Consider the following 18,911-nt stretch of genomic DNA (forward strand, 5'->3'; position numbering starts at 1 on the left):
CCTCCCTTCAGGCCACCAGCCCGCGCTGTGCGAACTCTAGGCCCAGCAACAGCACGAACGCGGCGAGCAGCGCCCCCGCGCCGCCCGCGAACAGCTTCAACCGCCGCTGGCGCTCGGCGCGCACTGTCTCGGTCACGACCTCGCCGATCGCGCCTAGCACCGGCATTCCGCTGATCTTTTCCAGCCGCGCCGCCGTGGCGAAGCTGGTCTTCAACCGGCTGAGCGCGAACGCCGCGCCCAGCCCCGCGCCGATCCCGACGACCAGCACGCCCAGCAGCAGCAGCGGCCGGTTGGGCGCGGTGGGTGCGCGCGGCTGGGTCGGCGGGTCGATCACACTGAACTTCACCGCATCGGTATCGGTCTGCACGCTGCTCTGGATACGCACCTGTTCGCGATCCTGGAACAGCGAGTCATATTGCTGTTTCAGCGACGCGATGTCGCGGTCGAGCTGCGACTGCTGTGCCGCGGCCTGCGGATCGGCGGCGATCTTCGCCTGCAATCCGTTCAGCTGGCCCTCGATCTGCTGCTTGCGCTGGGTCAGTTCGGCAACCGTCGCCTGCCGGTCGGCCTGCGCCGCACGCAATTGCAGATAGAAGGGATTGGGCGACGCCGCCGTCCCGCCGCTGACGCCACCGCCCTCGCCGCGCGCCGCCGCCCGTGCCGCCGCCAGCTGCCGGTTCAGCGCCACCATGTCGGGGTGCGCGTCGGTCCAGCCCCGGCTGCGTCCCTCGGCGATCTGCCCTTCGATCGCGTTCAGCCGCGCGCGTGCCGGCCCGACCATCGCCGTCCCCGCGGTGCCCGGCAGCGTCGCCGCCGTGCCCGCCATCTGCGCGTTCGCCGCCGACAGGCTCGACTGCGCCGCCGCCAGATCGCCATCGATCTGCGCCAGTTCCGCCCGTGCATTCGACATGCGATCGTCGAGCGACCCCGTCCCCGGCAGCATCGCCATATATTGCGCCTGAAACGCCTGCCGCCGCGCCTCGGCATCGGCCAGCTGCGTCTGCCGCTGGGCCAGCTGCTGGTCGAGGAAGCGCAGCGACTGCACCGTCGCATCGCGGTCGCTCGCCAGATTGTCCTCGACGAAGATGTCGATCATCTTCTGCACGATCTCGCGCGCCAGTTTGGGATTGCCCGACGTCGCCGAAATCTCGAACAGATTGTCCTGCTGCGCGGTCAGCTTGATCGCGTTCTGCAGCGACGCCACCCGGTCCGCCACGTCGCGGTCGTTGGCGATCGTCTCCGCCATCGACGTGCCGCGCACGACCTTCTCCAGGTTCACCGCCGATGTCAGCGTCTGGCGGATGCGATCGATATTGTTGGACTGCGCATTCTGCGCCACCGCCGCCTCGGCACCGGGCAACACCTGCCGCATCTCGACCATCACTCGCGCGGTCGATTGATAGCTGTTGGGGATCTGGCTGACGACCAGCCACCCGCCCAGACACACCACCCATGCGATGCCCAGCGCGATCCAGCGCCGCCGCCAGATCGCATGGACGATCAGTTTCAGCTCCCCATACAGCCCGTCCATCTCAGAACATGCTCTCGGGGATGATGATGACGTCGCCCGGCTGCAACTTCACGTTCGCGCTCGAATCGCCGTTCTTGAGCAGGCTGGAAATGCGCAGCCCGAATTCCTGCTGCTTGCCGGTCGTCCGGTCATAGCGGACCAGCCGCGCCCGGTTGCCCGACGCATATTGGTTCAGCCCGCCGACCGCGATCATCGCGTCGAGCAGCGTCATGTTCGCGCGGTATGGCAGCGACGCGGGCTTTTCGGTCGCGCCCACCACCCGCACCTGCTGGCTGAAGGTCCCCGAGAAATTCTCGACGATCACCGAGACCAGCGGGTCCTTCACATATTCGCCCAGCGCCAGCTTCAGGTCGTCGGCCAGCATCGCCGGGGTCTTACCGGTGGCGGGCATGTCGTTGATCAGCGGCGTGGTGATCCGCCCATCGGGACGCACCTGCACCTTCGCCGACAATTCGGGATTGCGCCACACGAAGATGCTCAGCTGGTCGAGCGGCCCGATGACATAGGCCTCACCCGGTGCCTCCTTTGCCTGCACGAACGGCGCGGGCGGCAGTTCGGGTCGCGTCGCGCCGCCGGCGCATCCGCCCAGCACCGCGCACAGCGCCACCCCGGCAACTCCACCCTTTGGACGCATAAAACTTCCTCGTTCGAACGCGCACGGCCACGACCGCGCAGGACTGTAGCCCGCTATGCCGGCCAAGGGGTAAATATCCGGTTGAGTACAGCAACAAGCGTCGACCCTGTCCCATTTTGCGACAGTCGCCGGATCATGACGGTTCCCGAACCAGCAATTCGCGCGCCGGCGGATGCCCCAGAAACGCCGCCGGACTGGCCGTCGCGCCATACGCCCCCGCCTGAAACAGCACGATCGTATCGCCGACCGCCACCTGCGGCAGCGCCACCTGGTCCGCCAGCCGGTCGAGTGGGGTGCACAGGCATCCGACCACCGACGCCGTCGTCGTCGGTTCGGCATCGATCCGCTCGGCCACCGCCACCGGATAGTTGCGGCGCACCACCGTCCCGAAATTGCCGCTCGCCGCCAATTGATGATGCAGCCCGCCATCGACCACCACGAACGTCTCGCCGCCGCTGACCTTCACGTCGAGCACGCGCGTACAATACACTCCCGCCTCGCCCACCAGCCAGCGGCCCAGTTCGACCGCAAAGCCGGTCTCGCGCAGCACCGCACCGCGCGCAGCCAGCCGCTCACCCAGCGCGGCACCTACGCTCTCGACATCGACCGGCCGGTCGCCCGCGAAATAGGGGATGCCGAACCCGCCGCCCAGATTGACGAACGCCGGCACCGCCCCCGCTTCCTCCGCCAGCCGCTCGGCCAGCGTCACCGTCGCCGCCTGCGCCTCGATGATCGCCGCACTGTCGAGCGTCTGCGACCCGGCAAAGATATGGAACCCATGCCAGTCCGCACCGACCGCCACCAGCCGCCGCACCAGCGCCGGCACCCGCGCCGCATCGATCCCGAACGGAGAGGCGCGCCCGCCCATCCGCATCCCCGATCCGCGCAGTTCGAAATCAGGGTTCACCCGCACCGCGATCCGGGGACGAATGCCCAGCCGATCGCCGATCGCCAGCGCCCGGTCGGCTTCACCCTCCGATTCGACATGCAGCGTTGCGCCGGCCCCGATCGCCGCCGTCAGTTCATCGTCGCGCTTGCCCGGCCCGGCAAAGCTGATCGCCGTCGCCGGCTTTTCGTTCAGCGCCATCGCCAGTTCGCCGCCCGACGCCACGTCGAGCCCGTCGACCAGCGGCGCGATCATCGCCAGCAGGTCGCGGTGCGGATTGGCCTTGATCGCATAATGCACCCCGACCCCGTCGGGCAGCGCCGCCCGCAACCGCGCCACCCGCGCCGCGATTGCCCCGCCGTCATACAGGAACGCCGGCGTATCCCCGGCACGCGCCAGCAGTTCGGCAAAGTCGACCCCGCCCACCGTCAACCGCGACTGCCCGGCAAAGCCCGCCGGGATCGGCCCGATCGGCTTCATGCGACCGCCGCCGTTGCCAGCGCCCGCACCGCCACCCGGTCCAGCTTGCCATTGGCGTTGCGCGGCATTGCCTCGACCCAGACATAATGCGCCGGCTGCTGGAAACTCGGCAAGTCGCGGCGCAGCCGTGCCCGCACCGCCACCTCCGCGCCTTCGACCGCCGCGCGCGCCACGACGACGATCGCCTGCCCTTGCCGTGGATCGGGCAGCCCGACCGCGACCGCCTCGGCCACCTCGCCGCCGGCCTCGACCGCTTCCTCGACCTCGGTCGGGCTGATCCGGTTGCCCGCCACCTTCATCATCTCGTCATCGCGTCCCACGAAGCGCAGCAATCCGTCCGCCCCTTCCGCCACCGTATCGCCCGACCATACCGCCATGCCGCCGCTCGCCATCCACGCCGGTGCCGGCCGGAACCGGAGCGCGGTCCGCTCGGCATCCTGCCAATACCCTTGCGCGACCAGCGGCCCGGCATGGACCAGTTCGCCCGGCTCGTCCGGCCCGGCCCAGCTGCCATCGGCGCGCACGACCGCCACCTCGGCAAACGGGATCGCCCGACCCATCGCATCGGGGTTCGCATCGATCAACGCCGGGTCCAGCCAGGTCGACCGGAACGCCTCGGTCAGCCCATACATCGCAACCACATCGGCACCCGCGAACCGCTCGCGCAACCCCCGCACCATCCGCGGCGTCAGTGCCCCGCCCGAATTGGTCAGCCGCTTGAGCCGCGCCGCCGTCCCCGCCGGCCACTCCGCCTCCAGCAACTGTGTCCACAACGGCGGCACGCCGGCCAGCGTCGTCGCCGCGAACCGGTCGACCGCCTTCACCACGTCGCGCGCGGTCAGGTAATCCAGCGGCACCGCCGCAGCCCCCGCAGCCCAGCTCGACAACAACTGGTTCTGCCCATAATCGAAACTCAGCGGCAGCACCGCCAGCACCCGGTCGTCGGGCGTCAGCGCCAGATAGTGCGCGACCGAAACTGCCCCCAGCCACAAATTGGCATGGCTCAGCATCACCCCCTTGGGCCGCCCGGTCGACCCCGAGGTATAGAGGATCGCCACCAGCGCCGCCGGATCGCCGTCGCTCGCGGCCATCGGCGCGCCATCCGGCATGTCGGTCGCGACCGCACATCCCGCGGGCACATCCCCCGCGGCCAACGCCGCAAGCCGCGCGGCCTGCGTCACCAGCAGCGACGCCCCGCTATCGGCCAGAATATGCGCGACCTGCGCCCGCTTGAGCGCGGGATTGACCGGCACATGCACCAGCCCCGCCCGCGCCGCCGTCAGCGGCATGACGCACGCCAGCCGCGTCTTGGGCAACCACGTCGCCACCCGCGCGCCGGCGGGTAAACTCCGCAACCCACCGGCGACCCGCGCGACCAGCGTTTCGAGTTCGGCGAATGTCAGCACCCCCTCGCGATCGATCAACGCCGGGGCGTCGGGGCTCCCACGAAGCGGCAATCGATCGATCGTCTGCGGAACCGGATCAAGCATCCCCGCGCCTTAGCCCAGTTGCGGGACGGATTGAACCGGTGAGGCTACCGGCATCACGGTCCGGAAGGTCAAACTGCGAGCACACCGACCCAGCCGCCCCCGGCGAGCGACTAGAGCGATCGACATTCAGTAAGATTTCGATTTCTCCCCTCCCTGACAAGGGAGGGGTCGGGGGTGGGTCGGCCCGCGAGGGAACGACTCGCCAGCCCCAAACCTACCCACCCCCCGCCCCTCCCTTGTCAGGGAGGGGAGCAGTTCGCTAGCCTGACTGCGGAATGTCGCTCTCGCCCCGGACGACCCGCCCCATCTGCCGTGCCCCCGCGCAGGCGGGAATCCATAGACACTGACGTCTCGGCCGGATTCGCAACGCTGGCACATATGGACTCCCGCCTGCGCGGGAGTGACGAAAGGGGATGGAACACTATTCCTGCGCCCAGCGAACTGAATGTCGCTCTCGCCTCGGACGACCCGCCCATCTGCCGTGCCCCCGCGCAGGCGGGGGTCCAGAGCCAAGCAGAAGAACGCCCTGCGACTGGCCCCCTCGACCTGACTTTTTTTGCTCCAACGACCACAAGCGCGGGCCCGCCGAACGCAAGGCAGGAACGACGGCAAAGCCCCCCAACCCGCCACCTTGGCATCCCGCGCCCCAACCCTTACACACCCGCGATCCGGCGACCATATCGCCGACAGGGGAAACGACGTGATCGCACAGGGTTCAGCATCGACCGAGGAAACCGTCCGCGCGGTGTTGCGCGACGTGCTGGGCCTGTCCGCCGAACGCGCCGCCGCCTTCGACGAAGCGACGCCGCTGTTCGGCGCGCTGCCCGAACTCGATTCGATGGCGGTCGCCGGCGTCCTGACCGAGATGGAGGACCGGCTCGGCATCCTGATCGAGGACGACGATATCGACGGCGAAACGATGGAAACCTTCGGCGCGCTGGTCCGCTTCGCGAGCGCCAAGGCCCCCGCTTGATCGACCGCTACGACTGGCCCGGTGGCAGCGAGGCGCTCTGGCGCTTCGGTCCCGCTACCGGTCCGGTCGTCCTGCTGCTGCTGCCCCCGTTCGAGGAAGCCAACCGCACCCGCACCTTCGCGGTCGGGCTGCTCCGCGCTCTCGCTGCCCGCGATATCGGTGCGATGCTGCCCGACCTGCCGGGACAGGGCGACAGCCTGCTCCCGACCGACGCGGTCACGCTGACCGACTGGCGCAGCGCCGTCGTCGCGCTGGTCGAGGCAACCGACCGGCCGGTCGTCACCGCCGCGATCCGTGCCAGCGCGTTGCTCGATCGTGACGCCGACGTCGCCGGTCGCTGGCACCTCGCCCCGCAAACGGGCGAGCGGCTGCTCCGCGAACTGTCCCGCATCGGCATCGATCGCGACGGCGACATGGCCGACGTCGCCGGCAACCGCCTGTCGGCGACGCTGCTCGCCGAACTCGAAACCGCGACGCCTGCTACCGTCCAGCCGCTCCGAACCGTCCGGCTCGGCACCGATCCCGGCCCGGCCGATCTTCGCATCGACGCGGCACCACTGTGGCGCAGGAGCGAACCGGGCAACGACCCGGACCTTGCCGCCGCCCTCGCCGACGACCTCGCCGCATGGAGCCGCGCTTGCGTCGGCTGGTGACGATCCCCTGTGCCGGCGAAACCATCGCCGCGACGCTCGATCCCGCCGAAGGGGACACCGCGCTGCTGATCGTCTCGGGCGGCAACGAACTGCGGATCGGCGCGCATCGCGGCATGGCGCTGCTGGCGGCGGCGGTGGCGGCGGCGGGCTTTCCGGTGCTGCGCTACGACCGGCGCGGCATCGGCGATTCGACCGGGACCAATGGCGGATTCCTGTCGGCCGCGCCGGACCTGATGTGCGCCACCGCGTGGCTGCGCGCGGCGACCTGCGCGAAACGGATCGTGGCGTTCGGCAATTGCGACGCGGCGACGACCCTCGCGCTGTTCCACGGATCGGCCGGCATCGACCGCCTGCTGCTCGCCAACCCATGGGTCGTCGAACCCACCAACGACCTGCCGCCCGCCGCCGCGATCCGCGCGACCTATGCGCAGCGGCTGGTTTCGCCCTCGGCATGGCGACGACTATTGACCGGTCGTGTCAACTTCGGCCGTCTGACGCGCGGATTGGTCACCCTCGCCACCGATCGCCGCACCCCAACCGGCCTGACCAACCGCTTCGCGGAGGGGCTGGCCTCCGGCACCCCGACCGACATCCTGCTCGCGACCGACGATCACACCGCCCGCGCATTCCTCGATGCGTGGCACCTTCGCCACCTTTCGGACCTGCGCGCCCGCATCCCCGTGCACCACCACGCTTCGGCCAGCCACAGCTTCGCCCGCCCCGCCGACCGCGACTGGTTGCGCGCCCAGGTGCTGGTCGCGCTCAGTCGAGATTGGGCCGCAGCCACCGCTCCGCCTGCTCGACGCTGACCCCGCGCCGCGCGGCATAGTCCGCCAACTGATCCCGCCCGATCCGCGCCACCCCGAAATAGGCGCTGTCCGGGTGCCCGAAATAGAACCCCGACACCGCCGCCGTCGGCAGCATCGCAAAGCTGTCGGTCAGCGTGATTCCAGTGGCTTGCGTCGCGCCCAGCATCTCGAACAGGATCGGTTTCTGGCTATGGTCGGGGCAGGCCGGATAGCCCGGTGCCGGGCGGATGCCGCGATACTGCTCGCGGATCATCGCCTCGTTGGTCAGCTGCTCGTCGGGGGCATAGCCCCACAGCACGGTGCGGACGTGATGGTGCAGCCGCTCGGCAAACGCCTCCGCAAACCGGTCGGCCAGCGCCTTCAGCAAGATGTCCTGATAATCGTCATTCTCGGCCTTGAACCGCGCGATATGCGGGTCGATCCCGTGGATGCCGACCGCGAACCCGCCCATCCAGTCCCCCGCCGGATCGACGAAATCGGTCAGGCACATATTTGCCCGACCCTCACGCTTCTGCACCTGCTGACGCAAGAACGGCATGCGGATCGCGTGGGTGGCATGCGTCGTCTGCATCGGCGTCGCAAAATCGTGCGGCACCCCCGACAGCGGCGACACCCGCCCCGCCTCCAGCGCCGGTTCGATCTGCTCGGCGGGCACGTCGACGATCACGTCGTCGCCCTGCGCACAGCAGTGCCACAGCGCCGCAATCCCCTTCGCCGTCAGCCATTTCTCGGCAATGATCCGGTCGAGCATCGCCTGCGCGTCCTCGTACAGCGACGACGCGCTCTCGCCCACGACCGCGTCGGTCAGGATCGCCGGGAAGTTCCCCGCCAGCTCCCACGCCCGGAAGAACGGCGTCCAGTCGATATAGTCGCGCAGGTCCGCCAGATCCCAATCATCGAACACATGCCGTCCGGGCTGGGCGGGCGCTGCCGGCTTTTGGGCGAAATCGGCCTTGAAGCCATTAGCCCGCGCATCGGCGATCGGCGTTAGTTCGCTCTGCCCCTTGCCCGCCCGTGCGATCCGCACCGCTTCGTAATCCGCCGCGACCTGCGCGACATAGGCGTCGCGCCCGGTATCGCTGACCAGCGTCGTCGCCACGCCGACCGCCCGGCTCGCGTCGAGCACATGGACGATCGGTCCGTCATAGGCCGGCGAGATACGCAGCGCAGTATGGACCTTCGACGTCGTCGCCCCGCCGATCAGCAGCGGCATGGTCATTCCTGCACGCTTCATCTCCTCGGCGACCGTGACCATCTCGTCGAGCGACGGGGTGATGAGGCCCGACAGGCCGATCATGTCGGCATCATTCTCGTTCGCGGATTCGAGGATGCGGGTCCACGGCACCATCACTCCCAGATCGACCACGTCGAAACCGTTGCACTGCAGCACGACCCCGACGATGTTCTTGCCGATATCATGGACGTCGCCCTTGACGGTCGCCATGATGATCTTGCCCTTGCCCTTCGCACCGGGCTCCTTCGCCGCCTCGATGAACGGCAGCAGGTGCGCGACCGCCTTCTTCATGACGCGCGCCGATTTCACGACCTGCGGCAGGAACATCTTGCCCGACCCGAACAGGTCGCCGACGACGTTCATGCCGTCCATCAGCGGCCCTTCGATCACCTCGATCGGGCGTGCGAACTGCTGGCGGCACTCCTCGGTATCGTCGACGACATGCGCGTCGATGCCCTTGACCAGCGCATACTCCAGCCGCTTCACGACCGGCAGCGACCGCCATTCGGCAGCAGCCTTTTCGGCAACCGCATCGGTGCCCTTATACTTCTCCGCGAGCGCGATCAGCCGATCGGTCGCGCCCGGATCGCGGTTGAGAATGACGTCCTCGCACGCCGTCCGCAACTCGGCATCGATCGTGTCGTACACGTCGAGCTGACCGGCATTGACGATTCCCATGTCCATCCCCGCCGGAATGGCGTGATAGAGGAAGATCGAATGCATCGCCCGCCGCACCGGCTCGTTACCGCGAAAGCTGAACGACAGGTTCGATAGCCCGCCCGAGATATGGCAATGCGGACAGCGCGCCTTGATCTCGCGACACGCCTCGATGAAGTCGACGCCGTAGTTATTATGCTCCTCGATCCCGGTCGCCACCGCGAAGATGTTGGGATCAAAGATGATGTCCTCGGGCGGAAAGCCGATCGTCATCAACAGGTCATAGGCGCGACCACAGATTTCCACCTTGCGAGCCTGCGTATCGGCCTGCCCGACCTCGTCGAACGCCATGACCACGACCGCCGCGCCATAGTTCATGCAGATGCGCGCCTGGCGCAGGAACTGCTCCTCGCCTTCCTTCATGCTAATCGAATTGACGATCGGCTTGCCGCTGACGCATTTCAGCCCGGCCTCGATCACGTCCCATTTCGAGCTGTCGACCATCACCGGAATGCGCGCGATATCCGGCTCGGCCTGAATGAGTTTGAGGAACGTCGTCATCGCGTGATGCGCGTCGAGCAGCCCCTCGTCCATGTTTACGTCGAGCACCTGCGCCCCGCTCTCGACCTGTTGCAGCGCGACCTCGACCGCGGCGGCATAATCGCCGGCCATCACCAGCTTCTTGAAGCGGGCGGAGCCGGTCACGTTGGTGCGTTCGCCGATGTTAACGAAAATGGTCGAAGCGTTGGTCATGAGAGCTTTCTCTCCCTCTCCCCTTCAGGGGAGAGGGCCGGGGAGAGGGGAATATACGGGAGAGGACGGTGGACTGCCCCTCTCCCAACCCTCTCCCCTGAAGGAGAGAGGGCTTTCGGGTTCAGGCCGCCATCGTGAACGGTTCGAGGCCCGCAAGCCGCGTCTGGACCGGCACCTTCGGCACCCGGCGTGGCGCGACGCCCCTCACCCGCTCGGCCATCGCCTTGATATGGGCGGGCGTCGATCCGCAGCAGCCGCCCAGAATATTGACCTGTCCGTGATCGGCCCAGTCGCCGACCAACGCCGCCGTCGTCACCGGTGCCTCATCATAGGCACCCAGTTCGTTAGGCAGCCCGGCATTTGGGTACACCATGATCAGCGTGTCGCAGATCTCGGACAGGGTCTTCACATGCGGGCGCAGCTGTTCCGCGCCGAACGAACAGTTCAGCCCGATCGTCACCGGCTTCGCATGGCGGACCGCGTGCCAGAACGCCTCGACCGTATGGCCCGACAGGTTACGCCCCGACAGATCAGTCAGCGTCATCGACAGCATGATCGGCAGATCGCGGCCCAGCGCCTGCCCTGCCTCGATCGCCGCCATCACCCCGGCCTTCGCATTCAACGTGTCGAACACCGTCTCGATCAGCACGAAATCGATCCCGCCGCTGACCAGCGCATCGATTTGTTCGCGATAGACGTTCTTCAGATGATCGAAATCGATTTCGCGATAACCGGGATCGTTCACGTCGGGTGACAGCGACAACGTTTTGTTGGTCGGCCCGATCGCCCCGGCAACGAAGCGCGGCCGGCCGTCGCGCGCGGCATAGTCATCGGCCAACGACCGGGCGATCCGGGCGCTCTGGATGTTGATATCGGCCACCAGCGCCTCGGCACCATAATCCGCCTGGCTGATCAGGTTCGCGCTGAAGGTGTTGGTCGAAACGATATCCGACCCGGCGTCCAGATAGGCACGGGTGATCGTCTCCGGCACCTCCGGCTTGGTGATCGCCAGAATGTCGTTGTTGCCCTTCTGGTCATGCCCCAGCGTCAGGCTGCCGGCATAGTCGGCCTCGGACAGTTTCCAGTTCTGGATTTCGGTGCCGAACGCGCCGTCGGTGATGAGGACGCGTTTTGCGGCTTCGGCGTTCAGGCGTTCGCGAACGGAGGTCATGAGTCTTCCTTCGAACCTTCGGATCAGGCTGCCGCGGCGACCGGCGTCGCGCGCGGCCGCAGCCCCAGCAAATGACAAATGGCGTAGGACAATTCGGCACGGTTGAGCGTGTAGAAGTGGAAATCGCGCACGCCGCCGGCATATAGCTTGCGGCACATTTCCGCCGCGACCGTCGCCGCGACCAGCTGCCGCGCGCCCGGATGATCGTCCAACCCTTCGAACAGCCGGTCCATCCACGCCGGGATCGACGCACCGCACAGCCCGGCGAACTTTCGCACCTGCCCCACATTCGACACCGGCAGGATGCCCGGCACGATCTCCGCGCTGATCCCCGCGGCAGCGGCAGCATCGCGGAAGCGGAAGAACGCTTCGGGCGTAAAGAAGAACTGGGTGATCGCCCGCGTCGCGCCGGCGTCGATCTTTCGCTTCAGATTGTCGAGATCGGCCTGTTGATGCTCCGAGTCCGGATGGCATTCGGGATAGGCCGCGACCGAAATCTCGAAGGGATGCAGCTTTTGCAACCCGGCGACCAGATTGGCGGCATTAGCATAGCCATCGGCGTGCGGGACGAACTTCTGCCCCATGGTCGGCGGATCACCGCGCAGTGCGACGATGTGACGCACGCCCGCCTGCCAATATTCCTCGGCGACCTGATCGATCTCGGCGCGGCTCGCCTCGACACAGGTCAGATGGGCAGCGGCCGGCATCGACGTCTCGCGGGCGATGCGTGCGACCGTCGCATGGGTCCGCTCGCGCGTCGATCCACCCGCACCATAAGTCACCGACACGAATTTCGGTGCGAGGGGTTCGAGTGCGCGCACCGTTTCCCACAGTGCTGCCTCCATCTTGTCGCTCTTGGGCGGAAAGAATTCGAAGCTGACCGCGCAGTCGCCCGCCAGATCGGCGAACAACGGTGCATCCAGTGCGCGCCGCGCTTCTTCGAGGTCGGAAATGGTAGGAGTCATGCTGCCTTCACCTCGCGCACGTCGAACGTCCGCCGTGCCATCCAGAGTTTCACCGTCAGTTCGCCGCCACCCAATGTCCGGGTCGATACCGGGGCAAGGCCCGCACTCGCGAACCAGCCCAGCATCTGTTCGTCTGAGAAACCCAGACGCGCATGGGCATCGCGCTGCCGCAATTCCTCGCGCTCGTGCGGCGCGAAATCGCAGATCAGCAGCCGGCCACCCGGTTGCAGGACGCGGGCAGCTTCTTCGATCGCCGCGCCCGGATGCTGTACGAAATGCAGCACGTGATGCAGCACCGCTGCGTCGGCAACCGCCGTATCCAGCGGCAATGCGTAAATATCCGCCTGCCGCAACTCGGCCTGATCGATGCCGCGCTCGGTCAGCTTCGCCCGCGCCAGCCGCAGCATTTCCGAAGACCGGTCGATCCCGATCGCCTGTGCGGCCTGCGGCCCGAACAGTTCGAGCATCCGGCCGGTGCCGGTACCGATATCGACCAGCAGTGCGATCGGTGCGGAACCCAGTGCCGCGATCATCGCCGCTTCGACCTGTTCGTCGGCGATATGCAGCGACCGGATCGCATCCCATTCGCCGGCATGTGCCTCGAACCATGAAGCGGCAGCGGCCGTGCGATCGGCGCGTACAGCGGCCAACCTTGCCCGATCGTCTGCGGTCGCGGCATCGTCCGCCGCCATCCACGCATCGAGCGCCGCCAACAGCGGATCGACCACCGCGGGTGTCCCGAGTGCAACGAAGACCCAGCTACCCTCCTTGCGGCGGACCGCCAGACCGGCATCGCACAGGATTTTCACGTGCCGGCTGACCCTTGGCTGGCTCTGGTCCAGCACCTGTGCCAACTCGCCGACCGACAATTCCATCGATCGCAACAGCGTCAGCACCCGCAACCGGGTCACGTCGCTTGCCGCGCGCAGGATATCGAGGGCGAATGCCATGGGTCATCATATAAAGATATCTTTATATGGGGTCAATCGACCGCGTGCTGCTTTGCGTCATCGTTGCGCAGATGAAACCGTACCGTTGCTGGCGCGTTGGGCCGCGATCATACCGGAAGGGAAACCGCCATGAAAAAGCTTCTTCTGCTGCCAATCGCCGCCGTCGCACTCTCGATCGGAGCCTGCAGCCAAAAGACCCAGAACGAAACCGGCGAGGCCGCCGATGCCGTCGCCGCCGACGTGAACGCCACGATGGGTGAGGCCGTGAACGACGTCCAGACCGCTGGCGAGCGTGCGCTGGGAGCAGCGGAGAACGCCACCGATCGCGCGGGCGACAAGATCGAGAACGCAGCCGATCGCGCCGGTGCCGCCATCGATCGCGGTGCTGCAAAGGCAGATGCGGCCACCGACAACGCCCAGCGCGAAGCCGGCCAGAGCCTCGAACGGGCCGGACGCGACCTTCAGCGCTGACGGACGACGGGTATCTGGATCGAAAGGCCGTACCCCGACGCAACGGGGTGCGGCCTTTTTCGTAGGAAGACGATCGATGCGGCAGACCTATGTCCTACCCCTCCTGCTACTCGCCGCTTGTAGCGCGGGCGACGAGCCGAGTGCGCCGGGTGGAGTCACCGATAGCGAAGCGGCGGCTTTGAACGATGCTGCTGCGATGCTGGATGCGAACAGTCTCGAAGCCAATGTTCTGACGGCGCAACCAAAGGAACCATGATGACCGATGTCCCGCTGCGCAATTTGGGTGCGACCGAACTCGCCACCCCGCCGCTGATCCTTGGCGGCAACGTCTTTGGCTGGACGATCGACCGCGCCGAGAGCTTCCGTATTCTCGACGCATTCGTCGACATGGGCGGCACGATGATCGATACGGCCGACATATATTCGGCATGGGTCGATGGCCATCACGGCGGGGAGTCCGAGACGATCATCGGCGAATGGTTACGGCAATCGGGCAAGCGCGACCGGGTGGTGCTCGCAACCAAGGTCGGGATGCTATCCGGCGACGGCGGCGAAAAGCTGGCACCGGCGCGCATCGCGGCAGCGGCGGAGGCATCGCTGGCGCGGCTCGGCACTGACCGTATCGACCTCTATTATGCGCATCAGGATGACGAGGCGGTGCCGCAGGCCGAGTATCTGGCCGCATTCGGCCGGTTGATCGATGCCGGCAAGATCCGGGCACTCGGCGCGTCGAACTTCCGAGCGATGCGACTGAAATCGGCGATCGATATCGCCATTGCAGAAGGGTTGCCGCGCTTCCACGTCCTGCAACCCGAATATAATCTCGTCAGCCGGCATAAATATGAAGGCGAGCTTCAGAATTTATGCGTCGAACATAATATCGGCGTCGCGCCCTATTACGGCCTCGCCGCCGGCTTCCTGACCGGAAAATACCGCTCGATGCAGGACCTGTCGCAAAGCGTCCGGGGTGCGGGCATGGCGACGTTGCTGGAGGGCAAAGGTGCGGCGGTTCTGGCTGCAATGGATGCGGTAGCCCCGGAGACCGGTGCGACGCTCGCGCAACTGGCGCTGGCGTGGCTGGCCGCGCAGGAGGGTGTCGCGGCCCCGATCGCCAGTGCGACCAGCGTCGCGCAGTTGGAGGAGTTGGTTGGGTCGTGGCGCGTGCAACTGTCCGACGACCAACTCGCCCGACTGACCAACGCTGGCGTTTAGGGTTTCGTGCGGGGGTGCCGGAACACCCCCGCTCCCGGCGTCATTCCGCGGCTTCGGCCAGTTCGTCGAACTCGGCGGCCTGCAGAAACCGCTCGGCGTCCAGTGCGGCCATGCAACCGGTCCCCGCTGCCGTCACTGCCTGGCGGTACACCTTGTCCATCACGTCGCCGCAGGCAAATACGCCTGGTACGCTGGTGCGGGTCGATCCGGTCTCGACCGCGATATAGCCGTCCTCGTCGAGCGCCAGATGCCCGCGGAACAACTCGGTCGCCGGGTGATGACCGATCGCGACGAAGCCGCCATCAACCTGCAGCATCGACAGTTCGCCGGTCACCGTATCTTTCAGTTCGATACCGACCAGCCCGTGCGGACTGCCACCACCGACGAAACGTTCGACCTGCTTGTTCCATAGCACGCTGATCTTGTCGCTGGCGAACAGCCGCTGCTGCAGGATGCGTTCAGCGCGGAAGCTGTCGCGGCGGTGGATGATCGTGACATCGTCGCTGTGATTGGTCAGGTACAGCGCCTCCTCGACCGCGGTGTTGCCGCCGCCGATGACCGCGACCTTCTTGCCGCGATAGAAAAACCCATCGCAGGTCGCGCAGGCCGATACGCCCTTGCCCTTCAACAACTCCTCGCTTTCGAGGCCGAGCCACCGGGCCTGTGCGCCGGTCGCAATCACCAGCACGTCGCCTTCGTATACGTCGCCGCTGTCGCCGGTCAGGCGGAACGGACGGCGCGTGAGGTCGACATCGACGATCGTGTCCCACATCATCCGGGTACCGACATGCTCGGCCTGTGCCTGCATCTCGCCCATCAGCCATGGACCCTGCACGACATCGCGAAAGCCCGGATAATTCTCGACGTCGGTGGTGGTCATCAACTGGCCACCGGGTTGGATACCCTGAACTACAATAGGCTCCATCCCGGCCCGCGCCCCGTAAATTGCTGCGGATAACCCCGCCGGGCCGGAGCCAAGGACGAGCATACGGGTGTGATGGACTACAGACATTGCGACATTTTCCGTTCGAGACACTCGACCCGTCTAATCAGAGCCGACATTCGAACGCAACATGGGGCGTCCCGAACCCGCTGCAAGCGCATCCTTGGGAACGGGTTAGAGGACGACGGCGAGGACCACTCCCCAGAATGGGATCGCCAGCAGGGTGCACAGGATCAACCCGGTCATGTTGGGCGGACGATCGCGCGAACCATCGATCATCGGGCGGCGTTGACTAATGGTAACCATGTCCGAACCTCTCCGTTATCGTTGTTGAAGCTAAACCAACGAAGCGGGCAACAGTTCGATTTTGGGACACAAAAACCGATCGCACGGACGCCGGCATGGGCTGCTGATCACATCTTGCATCACCGGTTTTGGACGGACGAGCATTGTGGTCGGGAACGGCGAACCGTATCCTTTACCAGACGCAAAGCTACATTTGCGGCATGGTCGTCCAATGTAATGCGATCGACCGGATCGTGGCAAACCTGGAATCCAGCCCACCGACTGATTCCGTCACACGCGGCCAAGCCGGAATGTGAGGATGCTGCCACATCGGATGTCGTCGGAGTTCCGGGAGCCCGGATGGTGCTCTGACCGGATGGATAAAGTGGTAGCGAAGGAGCGCGACCACCACGACAGACCCCTCAAGCTCTATAAGGCTTGAGACGGCGGGCTGCAGCTCGCGGCCCCCCTCCATCCCGCAGATATCCACGAGTCCCGCCATAGTCGCGGCTCGCTGATCTAACCCATACACGATGCGCGGCGTCGGGATGCGATTCCGACGGCGCTTTCGTGCGCCCATCGACTTCCCTGTTGGGAGCCGACCGATGTCGCTTACCCCTTCGACCCCCCGTGAAATCGCCCGCGCATCACGGGCGGTCAGCCGCGGCTTTGCAGCCAAGCTTTCTGGCCGCGAGCGCGGACACGATCGCGCAGTCCATCGCGAGAGCTATGACGTCCACGACAGCCGCGTGCAGGTGTCGCGGCGGTTGGCCGACGGCAGTGAGGCGGCAACGTTCGCAGTCGTCGACGCCTTGGTGGCGACCGCGCGCGAGTTCGACTTATTCGAGCGAAGCAAGGGCAACGGTCGGCCGCTGAAAGATACGGGGATCGTGGTGCTGCAAGCGGTGCTGCGGCATCACTGGCACGAGTTCAAGACTGGCCGGATCGACCCGGCCCTCAGCCAACTGATGAAGGTGACCGGCTATGTCCGACAGACGATCGTCGACGCGCTTGCTCGCCTCGACAAATATGGCTTCCTGGGATGGGTTAGGCGCACGATACGCTTAAGCGATCCGATGCCGGGCGGTCCGATTCGCCAGCAGACCAACAATTCGTATTTCGTCGACGAGGCACGCATCGCCTCCCGCGCCGGACGGAACGTCCGCGACCGCTTCCGCCAGCTGCTCGCCCGCGCAAAAGCCCGGATGGTCCTTCGGGCAAAGCAGCGGTCCACTACGCCCCCCCTGCCCGCGCCCAGCCCCGCTCCACGTCCCGCCGCCATCACCGGGCTCGCTGCCGCCCTCGCCGCCCTGGAAGCCGCCGTCGATCGAGGACCATGCCCGAGTCTGGATAATGGACTGTCTCCCCCCTCAGAATGAAGATCAGAAGGTGTCGCTTCCGCGACACGCATCAATAGGCAGCACCACCCAGTCCAACCGACCCGCCTTGCGTTTTGTCCCCGCCTGCCACCGCCCGGCAGACGCACCGTCACGTCCAGCGGACGTTGCTGGACAGGGCGGCTGCGCCGCCCCGAGGCTAAGCGACGGGGACGAGCACGGACCGTGCCGAAAAAGCCTCCCCGCTCCCCGGGGGGACAGGTCAGGCGGCCGGGAATAGGAGATCGGCCCAGATCTGCATCAGCCGGCGGCGGGCGCGGATCTGCTTCGAGCGATTGTACGCACCTTCGACCTTGATGTTGACGTCGACGTTCCCCTTCCCCGCGTGCGCCAGCGCGCGATCGATCGTCACCCGCTCCGCAGGCATCTTCTCGTTCAGAATGGTCGAGAAGGTGGCGCGCCAACCGTGCGGCACATGCCGACCGGCAAAGCCGGCCTTCCGATACAGGCCGCCGATCGCGCTCTCCGACAACTGGCCGAAGACGAGATCCGTATCGATGCCGAACGCGCGGACAATGCGCAGGATCTCGACCGCCTGCCGCGACAGCGGCACGAGGTGGTCGAACCGTGCGTCGCCCTTCTTCGCCTTCGCGAGTTTCATGCGTGCCGCCGGCACGCGCCACACTGGCGCGGCCGGCCCGATCGCGTCGCCCGTCCAGTCGAGCCCCTCGATCTCGTCCCAGCGCATGCCGCGCAGCGTGCCCTGCCGGACAGCGGTCAGCGCGAGGAAGCGCGACGCCAGATCGACGATCGCCGGGCCGCCGGCGGCGGTCGACGCCGCCAGCAGCTCGCGCGCGTCGTCGAGCGTGATTAACGCCAGCTGCTCGCCGGCGATCGGCGCGGCCGACAGCGCGTGGCGGACCGCGGTCGACGGATCGACCTCGGCCAGCTCGTTTGCGATCGCGTAGCCGAACACCTTCGATATGCGCTGGCGCAGACGCTTGGCAGTCTCGATCGCACCGCGCGCCTCGACGGCGCGCAGCAGGTCGCGGATGTCGCCGGCACCGATGTCGTCGACGTCGATCGTGCCGATCGCCGGAAAGACGTCGCGCTCGAGGCTGGTGATGACGTCGCCGGCGTGAACGTCGGTCCAGCTCGACCGCCAGTGCGCATGCCATGCGCGGGCGACAGTGGCGAAGGTCCGGTCGACCTCGACACGCGCTGCGCGCTCTTCGCGCGGATCTCGTCCAGCGCGCAGCGCGTCCCGCGCAGCTGCTGCTGCGTCACGCGCGGCCGTCAGGTCGACGTCGGGAAACTGGCCGACGGTCAGCAGCTGCTCGCGGCCGGCGACGCGGAATCGCACGCGCCATGATTTGAGCCCGGTCGGCGCGACATACAGGTGCAGGCCCTGCCCGTCGGAGAGCTTGTAGGCGCACGGCTTCGGCCGCGCGGATCGCACCGCGGCGTTGGTCAGCAT

Annotated in this window: 17 protein-coding genes; 7 read left to right on the forward strand and 10 right to left on the reverse strand. The window is 66.7% G+C overall.

Going from position 1 to position 18,911, the window contains the following annotated elements:
* Positions 1–7: 7 nt before the first annotated feature.
* The 4 genes from ASE70_RS10125 to ASE70_RS10140 all read right to left on the reverse strand — a co-directional run bounded on the left by ASE70_RS10125 (position 8) and on the right by ASE70_RS10140 (position 5,021).
* Positions 8–1,531 (reverse strand): XrtA system polysaccharide chain length determinant, encoded by a 1,524-nt coding sequence (locus tag ASE70_RS10125; RefSeq protein ID WP_056504308.1) that lies wholly within the window; start codon positions 1,529–1,531, stop codon positions 8–10.
* A gap of 1 nt (position 1,532) precedes the next feature.
* Positions 1,533–2,165: an XrtA/PEP-CTERM system exopolysaccharide export protein gene (locus ASE70_RS10130; protein WP_056396601.1), complete on the reverse strand. Its 633-nt coding sequence runs from the start codon at positions 2,163–2,165 to the stop codon at positions 1,533–1,535.
* Positions 2,166–2,298: 133 nt separating this feature from the next.
* Positions 2,299–3,531 (reverse strand): pyridoxal-dependent decarboxylase, exosortase A system-associated, encoded by a 1,233-nt coding sequence (locus ASE70_RS10135; protein ID WP_056504311.1) that lies wholly within the window; start codon positions 3,529–3,531, stop codon positions 2,299–2,301.
* Positions 3,528–5,021 carry an AMP-binding protein gene (locus ASE70_RS10140; protein ID WP_056504313.1) on the reverse strand — a complete coding sequence of 498 codons (1,494 nt, stop codon included), beginning with the start codon at positions 5,019–5,021 and terminating at the stop codon, positions 3,528–3,530. Before ASE70_RS10140 ends, ASE70_RS10135 begins: the two co-directional genes overlap by 4 nt.
* Before the next feature lie 700 nt (positions 5,022–5,721).
* Between ASE70_RS10140 and ASE70_RS10145 the strand changes: the two genes are divergently transcribed.
* Genes ASE70_RS10145 through ASE70_RS10155 form a run of 3 tightly spaced genes read left to right on the forward strand, consistent with a single transcriptional unit; the run spans position 5,722 to position 7,456 of the window.
* On the forward strand, positions 5,722–5,994 hold the full coding sequence (locus ASE70_RS10145; RefSeq protein ID WP_056396609.1) for an acyl carrier protein: 273 nt from the start codon (positions 5,722–5,724) through the stop codon (positions 5,992–5,994).
* A complete protein-coding gene (locus ASE70_RS10150) occupies positions 5,991–6,647 on the forward strand; it encodes a hypothetical protein (RefSeq protein ID WP_056396612.1) in 657 nt (218 codons plus the stop codon). Before ASE70_RS10145 ends, ASE70_RS10150 begins: the two co-directional genes overlap by 4 nt.
* Positions 6,632–7,456, forward strand: coding sequence for a hydrolase 1, exosortase A system-associated (locus ASE70_RS10155; protein WP_056504376.1), 825 nt, complete (start codon positions 6,632–6,634; stop codon positions 7,454–7,456). Before ASE70_RS10150 ends, ASE70_RS10155 begins: the two co-directional genes overlap by 16 nt.
* On the opposite strand, the gene metH is transcribed toward ASE70_RS10155, so the two are convergent.
* From metH to ASE70_RS10175, 4 genes are all read right to left on the reverse strand, one after another.
* A complete protein-coding gene (metH, locus tag ASE70_RS10160) occupies positions 7,410–10,100 on the reverse strand; it encodes a methionine synthase (RefSeq protein ID WP_056504316.1) in 2,691 nt (896 codons plus the stop codon). The two genes, ASE70_RS10155 and metH, sit on opposite strands and share 47 nt — an antisense overlap.
* A 121-nt stretch (positions 10,101–10,221) precedes the next feature.
* Positions 10,222–11,271 (reverse strand): homocysteine S-methyltransferase family protein, encoded by a 1,050-nt coding sequence (locus ASE70_RS10165; protein ID WP_056504319.1) that lies wholly within the window; start codon positions 11,269–11,271, stop codon positions 10,222–10,224.
* A gap of 23 nt (positions 11,272–11,294) precedes the next feature.
* The gene (metF, locus tag ASE70_RS10170) at positions 11,295–12,236 is read right to left on the reverse strand and encodes a methylenetetrahydrofolate reductase (protein ID WP_056504323.1); all 942 of its coding nucleotides are present in this window, start codon (positions 12,234–12,236) and stop codon (positions 11,295–11,297) included.
* On the reverse strand, positions 12,233–13,186 hold the full coding sequence (locus ASE70_RS10175) for an ArsR/SmtB family transcription factor (RefSeq protein ID WP_056504328.1): 954 nt from the start codon (positions 13,184–13,186) through the stop codon (positions 12,233–12,235). The genes metF and ASE70_RS10175 overlap by 4 nt, the downstream gene beginning before the upstream one ends.
* 129 nt (positions 13,187–13,315) lie before the next feature.
* Between ASE70_RS10175 and ASE70_RS10180 the strand changes: the two genes are divergently transcribed.
* The 3 genes from ASE70_RS10180 to ASE70_RS10185 all read left to right on the forward strand — a co-directional run bounded on the left by ASE70_RS10180 (position 13,316) and on the right by ASE70_RS10185 (position 14,869).
* Positions 13,316–13,657 (forward strand): hypothetical protein, encoded by a 342-nt coding sequence (locus tag ASE70_RS10180; RefSeq protein WP_082438809.1) that lies wholly within the window; start codon positions 13,316–13,318, stop codon positions 13,655–13,657.
* 76 nt (positions 13,658–13,733) lie between these two features.
* Complete coding sequence (locus tag ASE70_RS19835; RefSeq protein ID WP_156356160.1) at positions 13,734–13,913, forward strand: hypothetical protein; 180 nt, start codon at positions 13,734–13,736, stop codon at positions 13,911–13,913.
* Positions 13,913–14,869 (forward strand): aldo/keto reductase, encoded by a 957-nt coding sequence (locus ASE70_RS10185; RefSeq protein ID WP_056504379.1) that lies wholly within the window; start codon positions 13,913–13,915, stop codon positions 14,867–14,869. Before ASE70_RS19835 ends, ASE70_RS10185 begins: the two co-directional genes overlap by 1 nt.
* 40 nt (positions 14,870–14,909) lie before the next feature.
* On the opposite strand, the gene trxB is transcribed toward ASE70_RS10185, so the two are convergent.
* Positions 14,910–15,857 carry a thioredoxin-disulfide reductase gene (trxB, locus tag ASE70_RS10190; RefSeq protein WP_056504330.1) on the reverse strand — a complete coding sequence of 316 codons (948 nt, stop codon included), beginning with the start codon at positions 15,855–15,857 and terminating at the stop codon, positions 14,910–14,912.
* 845 nt (positions 15,858–16,702) lie between these two features.
* On the opposite strand from trxB, the gene ASE70_RS10200 reads away from it, so the two are divergent.
* Complete coding sequence (locus ASE70_RS10200) at positions 16,703–17,476, forward strand: hypothetical protein (RefSeq protein WP_056504337.1); 774 nt, start codon at positions 16,703–16,705, stop codon at positions 17,474–17,476.
* 220 nt (positions 17,477–17,696) lie between these two features.
* On the opposite strand, the gene ASE70_RS10205 is transcribed toward ASE70_RS10200, so the two are convergent.
* A complete protein-coding gene (locus ASE70_RS10205) occupies positions 17,697–18,911 on the reverse strand; it encodes a tyrosine-type recombinase/integrase (RefSeq protein WP_056504339.1) in 1,215 nt (404 codons plus the stop codon).

It is taken from the genome of Sphingomonas sp. Leaf22 (assembly GCF_001421715.1).
In the GTDB taxonomy this organism is placed as follows: Bacteria; Pseudomonadota; Alphaproteobacteria; order Sphingomonadales; family Sphingomonadaceae; genus Sphingomonas.

Excerpts from the sequence above, each read along its gene's own strand:
- ASE70_RS10185 (WP_056504379.1), top strand. The coding sequence starts at position 13,913 with ATGACCGATGTCCCGCTGCGCAATTTGGGTGCGACCGAACTCGCCACC.
- ASE70_RS10165 (WP_056504319.1), bottom strand. The coding sequence starts at position 11,271 with ATGACCTCCGTTCGCGAACGCCTGAACGCCGAAGCCGCAAAACGCGTC.
- ASE70_RS10175 (WP_056504328.1), bottom strand. The coding sequence starts at position 13,186 with ATGGCATTCGCCCTCGATATCCTGCGCGCGGCAAGCGACGTGACCCGG.
- ASE70_RS10180 (WP_082438809.1), top strand. The coding sequence starts at position 13,316 with ATGAAAAAGCTTCTTCTGCTGCCAATCGCCGCCGTCGCACTCTCGATC.
- ASE70_RS10125 (WP_056504308.1), bottom strand. The coding sequence starts at position 1,531 with ATGGACGGGCTGTATGGGGAGCTGAAACTGATCGTCCATGCGATCTGG.
- ASE70_RS10130 (WP_056396601.1), bottom strand. The coding sequence starts at position 2,165 with ATGCGTCCAAAGGGTGGAGTTGCCGGGGTGGCGCTGTGCGCGGTGCTG.
- ASE70_RS10200 (WP_056504337.1), top strand. The coding sequence starts at position 16,703 with ATGTCGCTTACCCCTTCGACCCCCCGTGAAATCGCCCGCGCATCACGG.
- metH (WP_056504316.1), bottom strand. The coding sequence starts at position 10,100 with ATGACCAACGCTTCGACCATTTTCGTTAACATCGGCGAACGCACCAAC.
- ASE70_RS10205 (WP_056504339.1), bottom strand. The coding sequence starts at position 18,911 with ATGCTGACCAACGCCGCGGTGCGATCCGCGCGGCCGAAGCCGTGCGCC.
- ASE70_RS10135 (WP_056504311.1), bottom strand. The coding sequence starts at position 3,531 with ATGAAGCCGATCGGGCCGATCCCGGCGGGCTTTGCCGGGCAGTCGCGG.
- ASE70_RS19835 (WP_156356160.1), top strand. The coding sequence starts at position 13,734 with ATGCGGCAGACCTATGTCCTACCCCTCCTGCTACTCGCCGCTTGTAGC.
- trxB (WP_056504330.1), bottom strand. The coding sequence starts at position 15,857 with ATGCTCGTCCTTGGCTCCGGCCCGGCGGGGTTATCCGCAGCAATTTAC.
- ASE70_RS10140 (WP_056504313.1), bottom strand. The coding sequence starts at position 5,021 with ATGCTTGATCCGGTTCCGCAGACGATCGATCGATTGCCGCTTCGTGGG.
- metF (WP_056504323.1), bottom strand. The coding sequence starts at position 12,236 with ATGACTCCTACCATTTCCGACCTCGAAGAAGCGCGGCGCGCACTGGAT.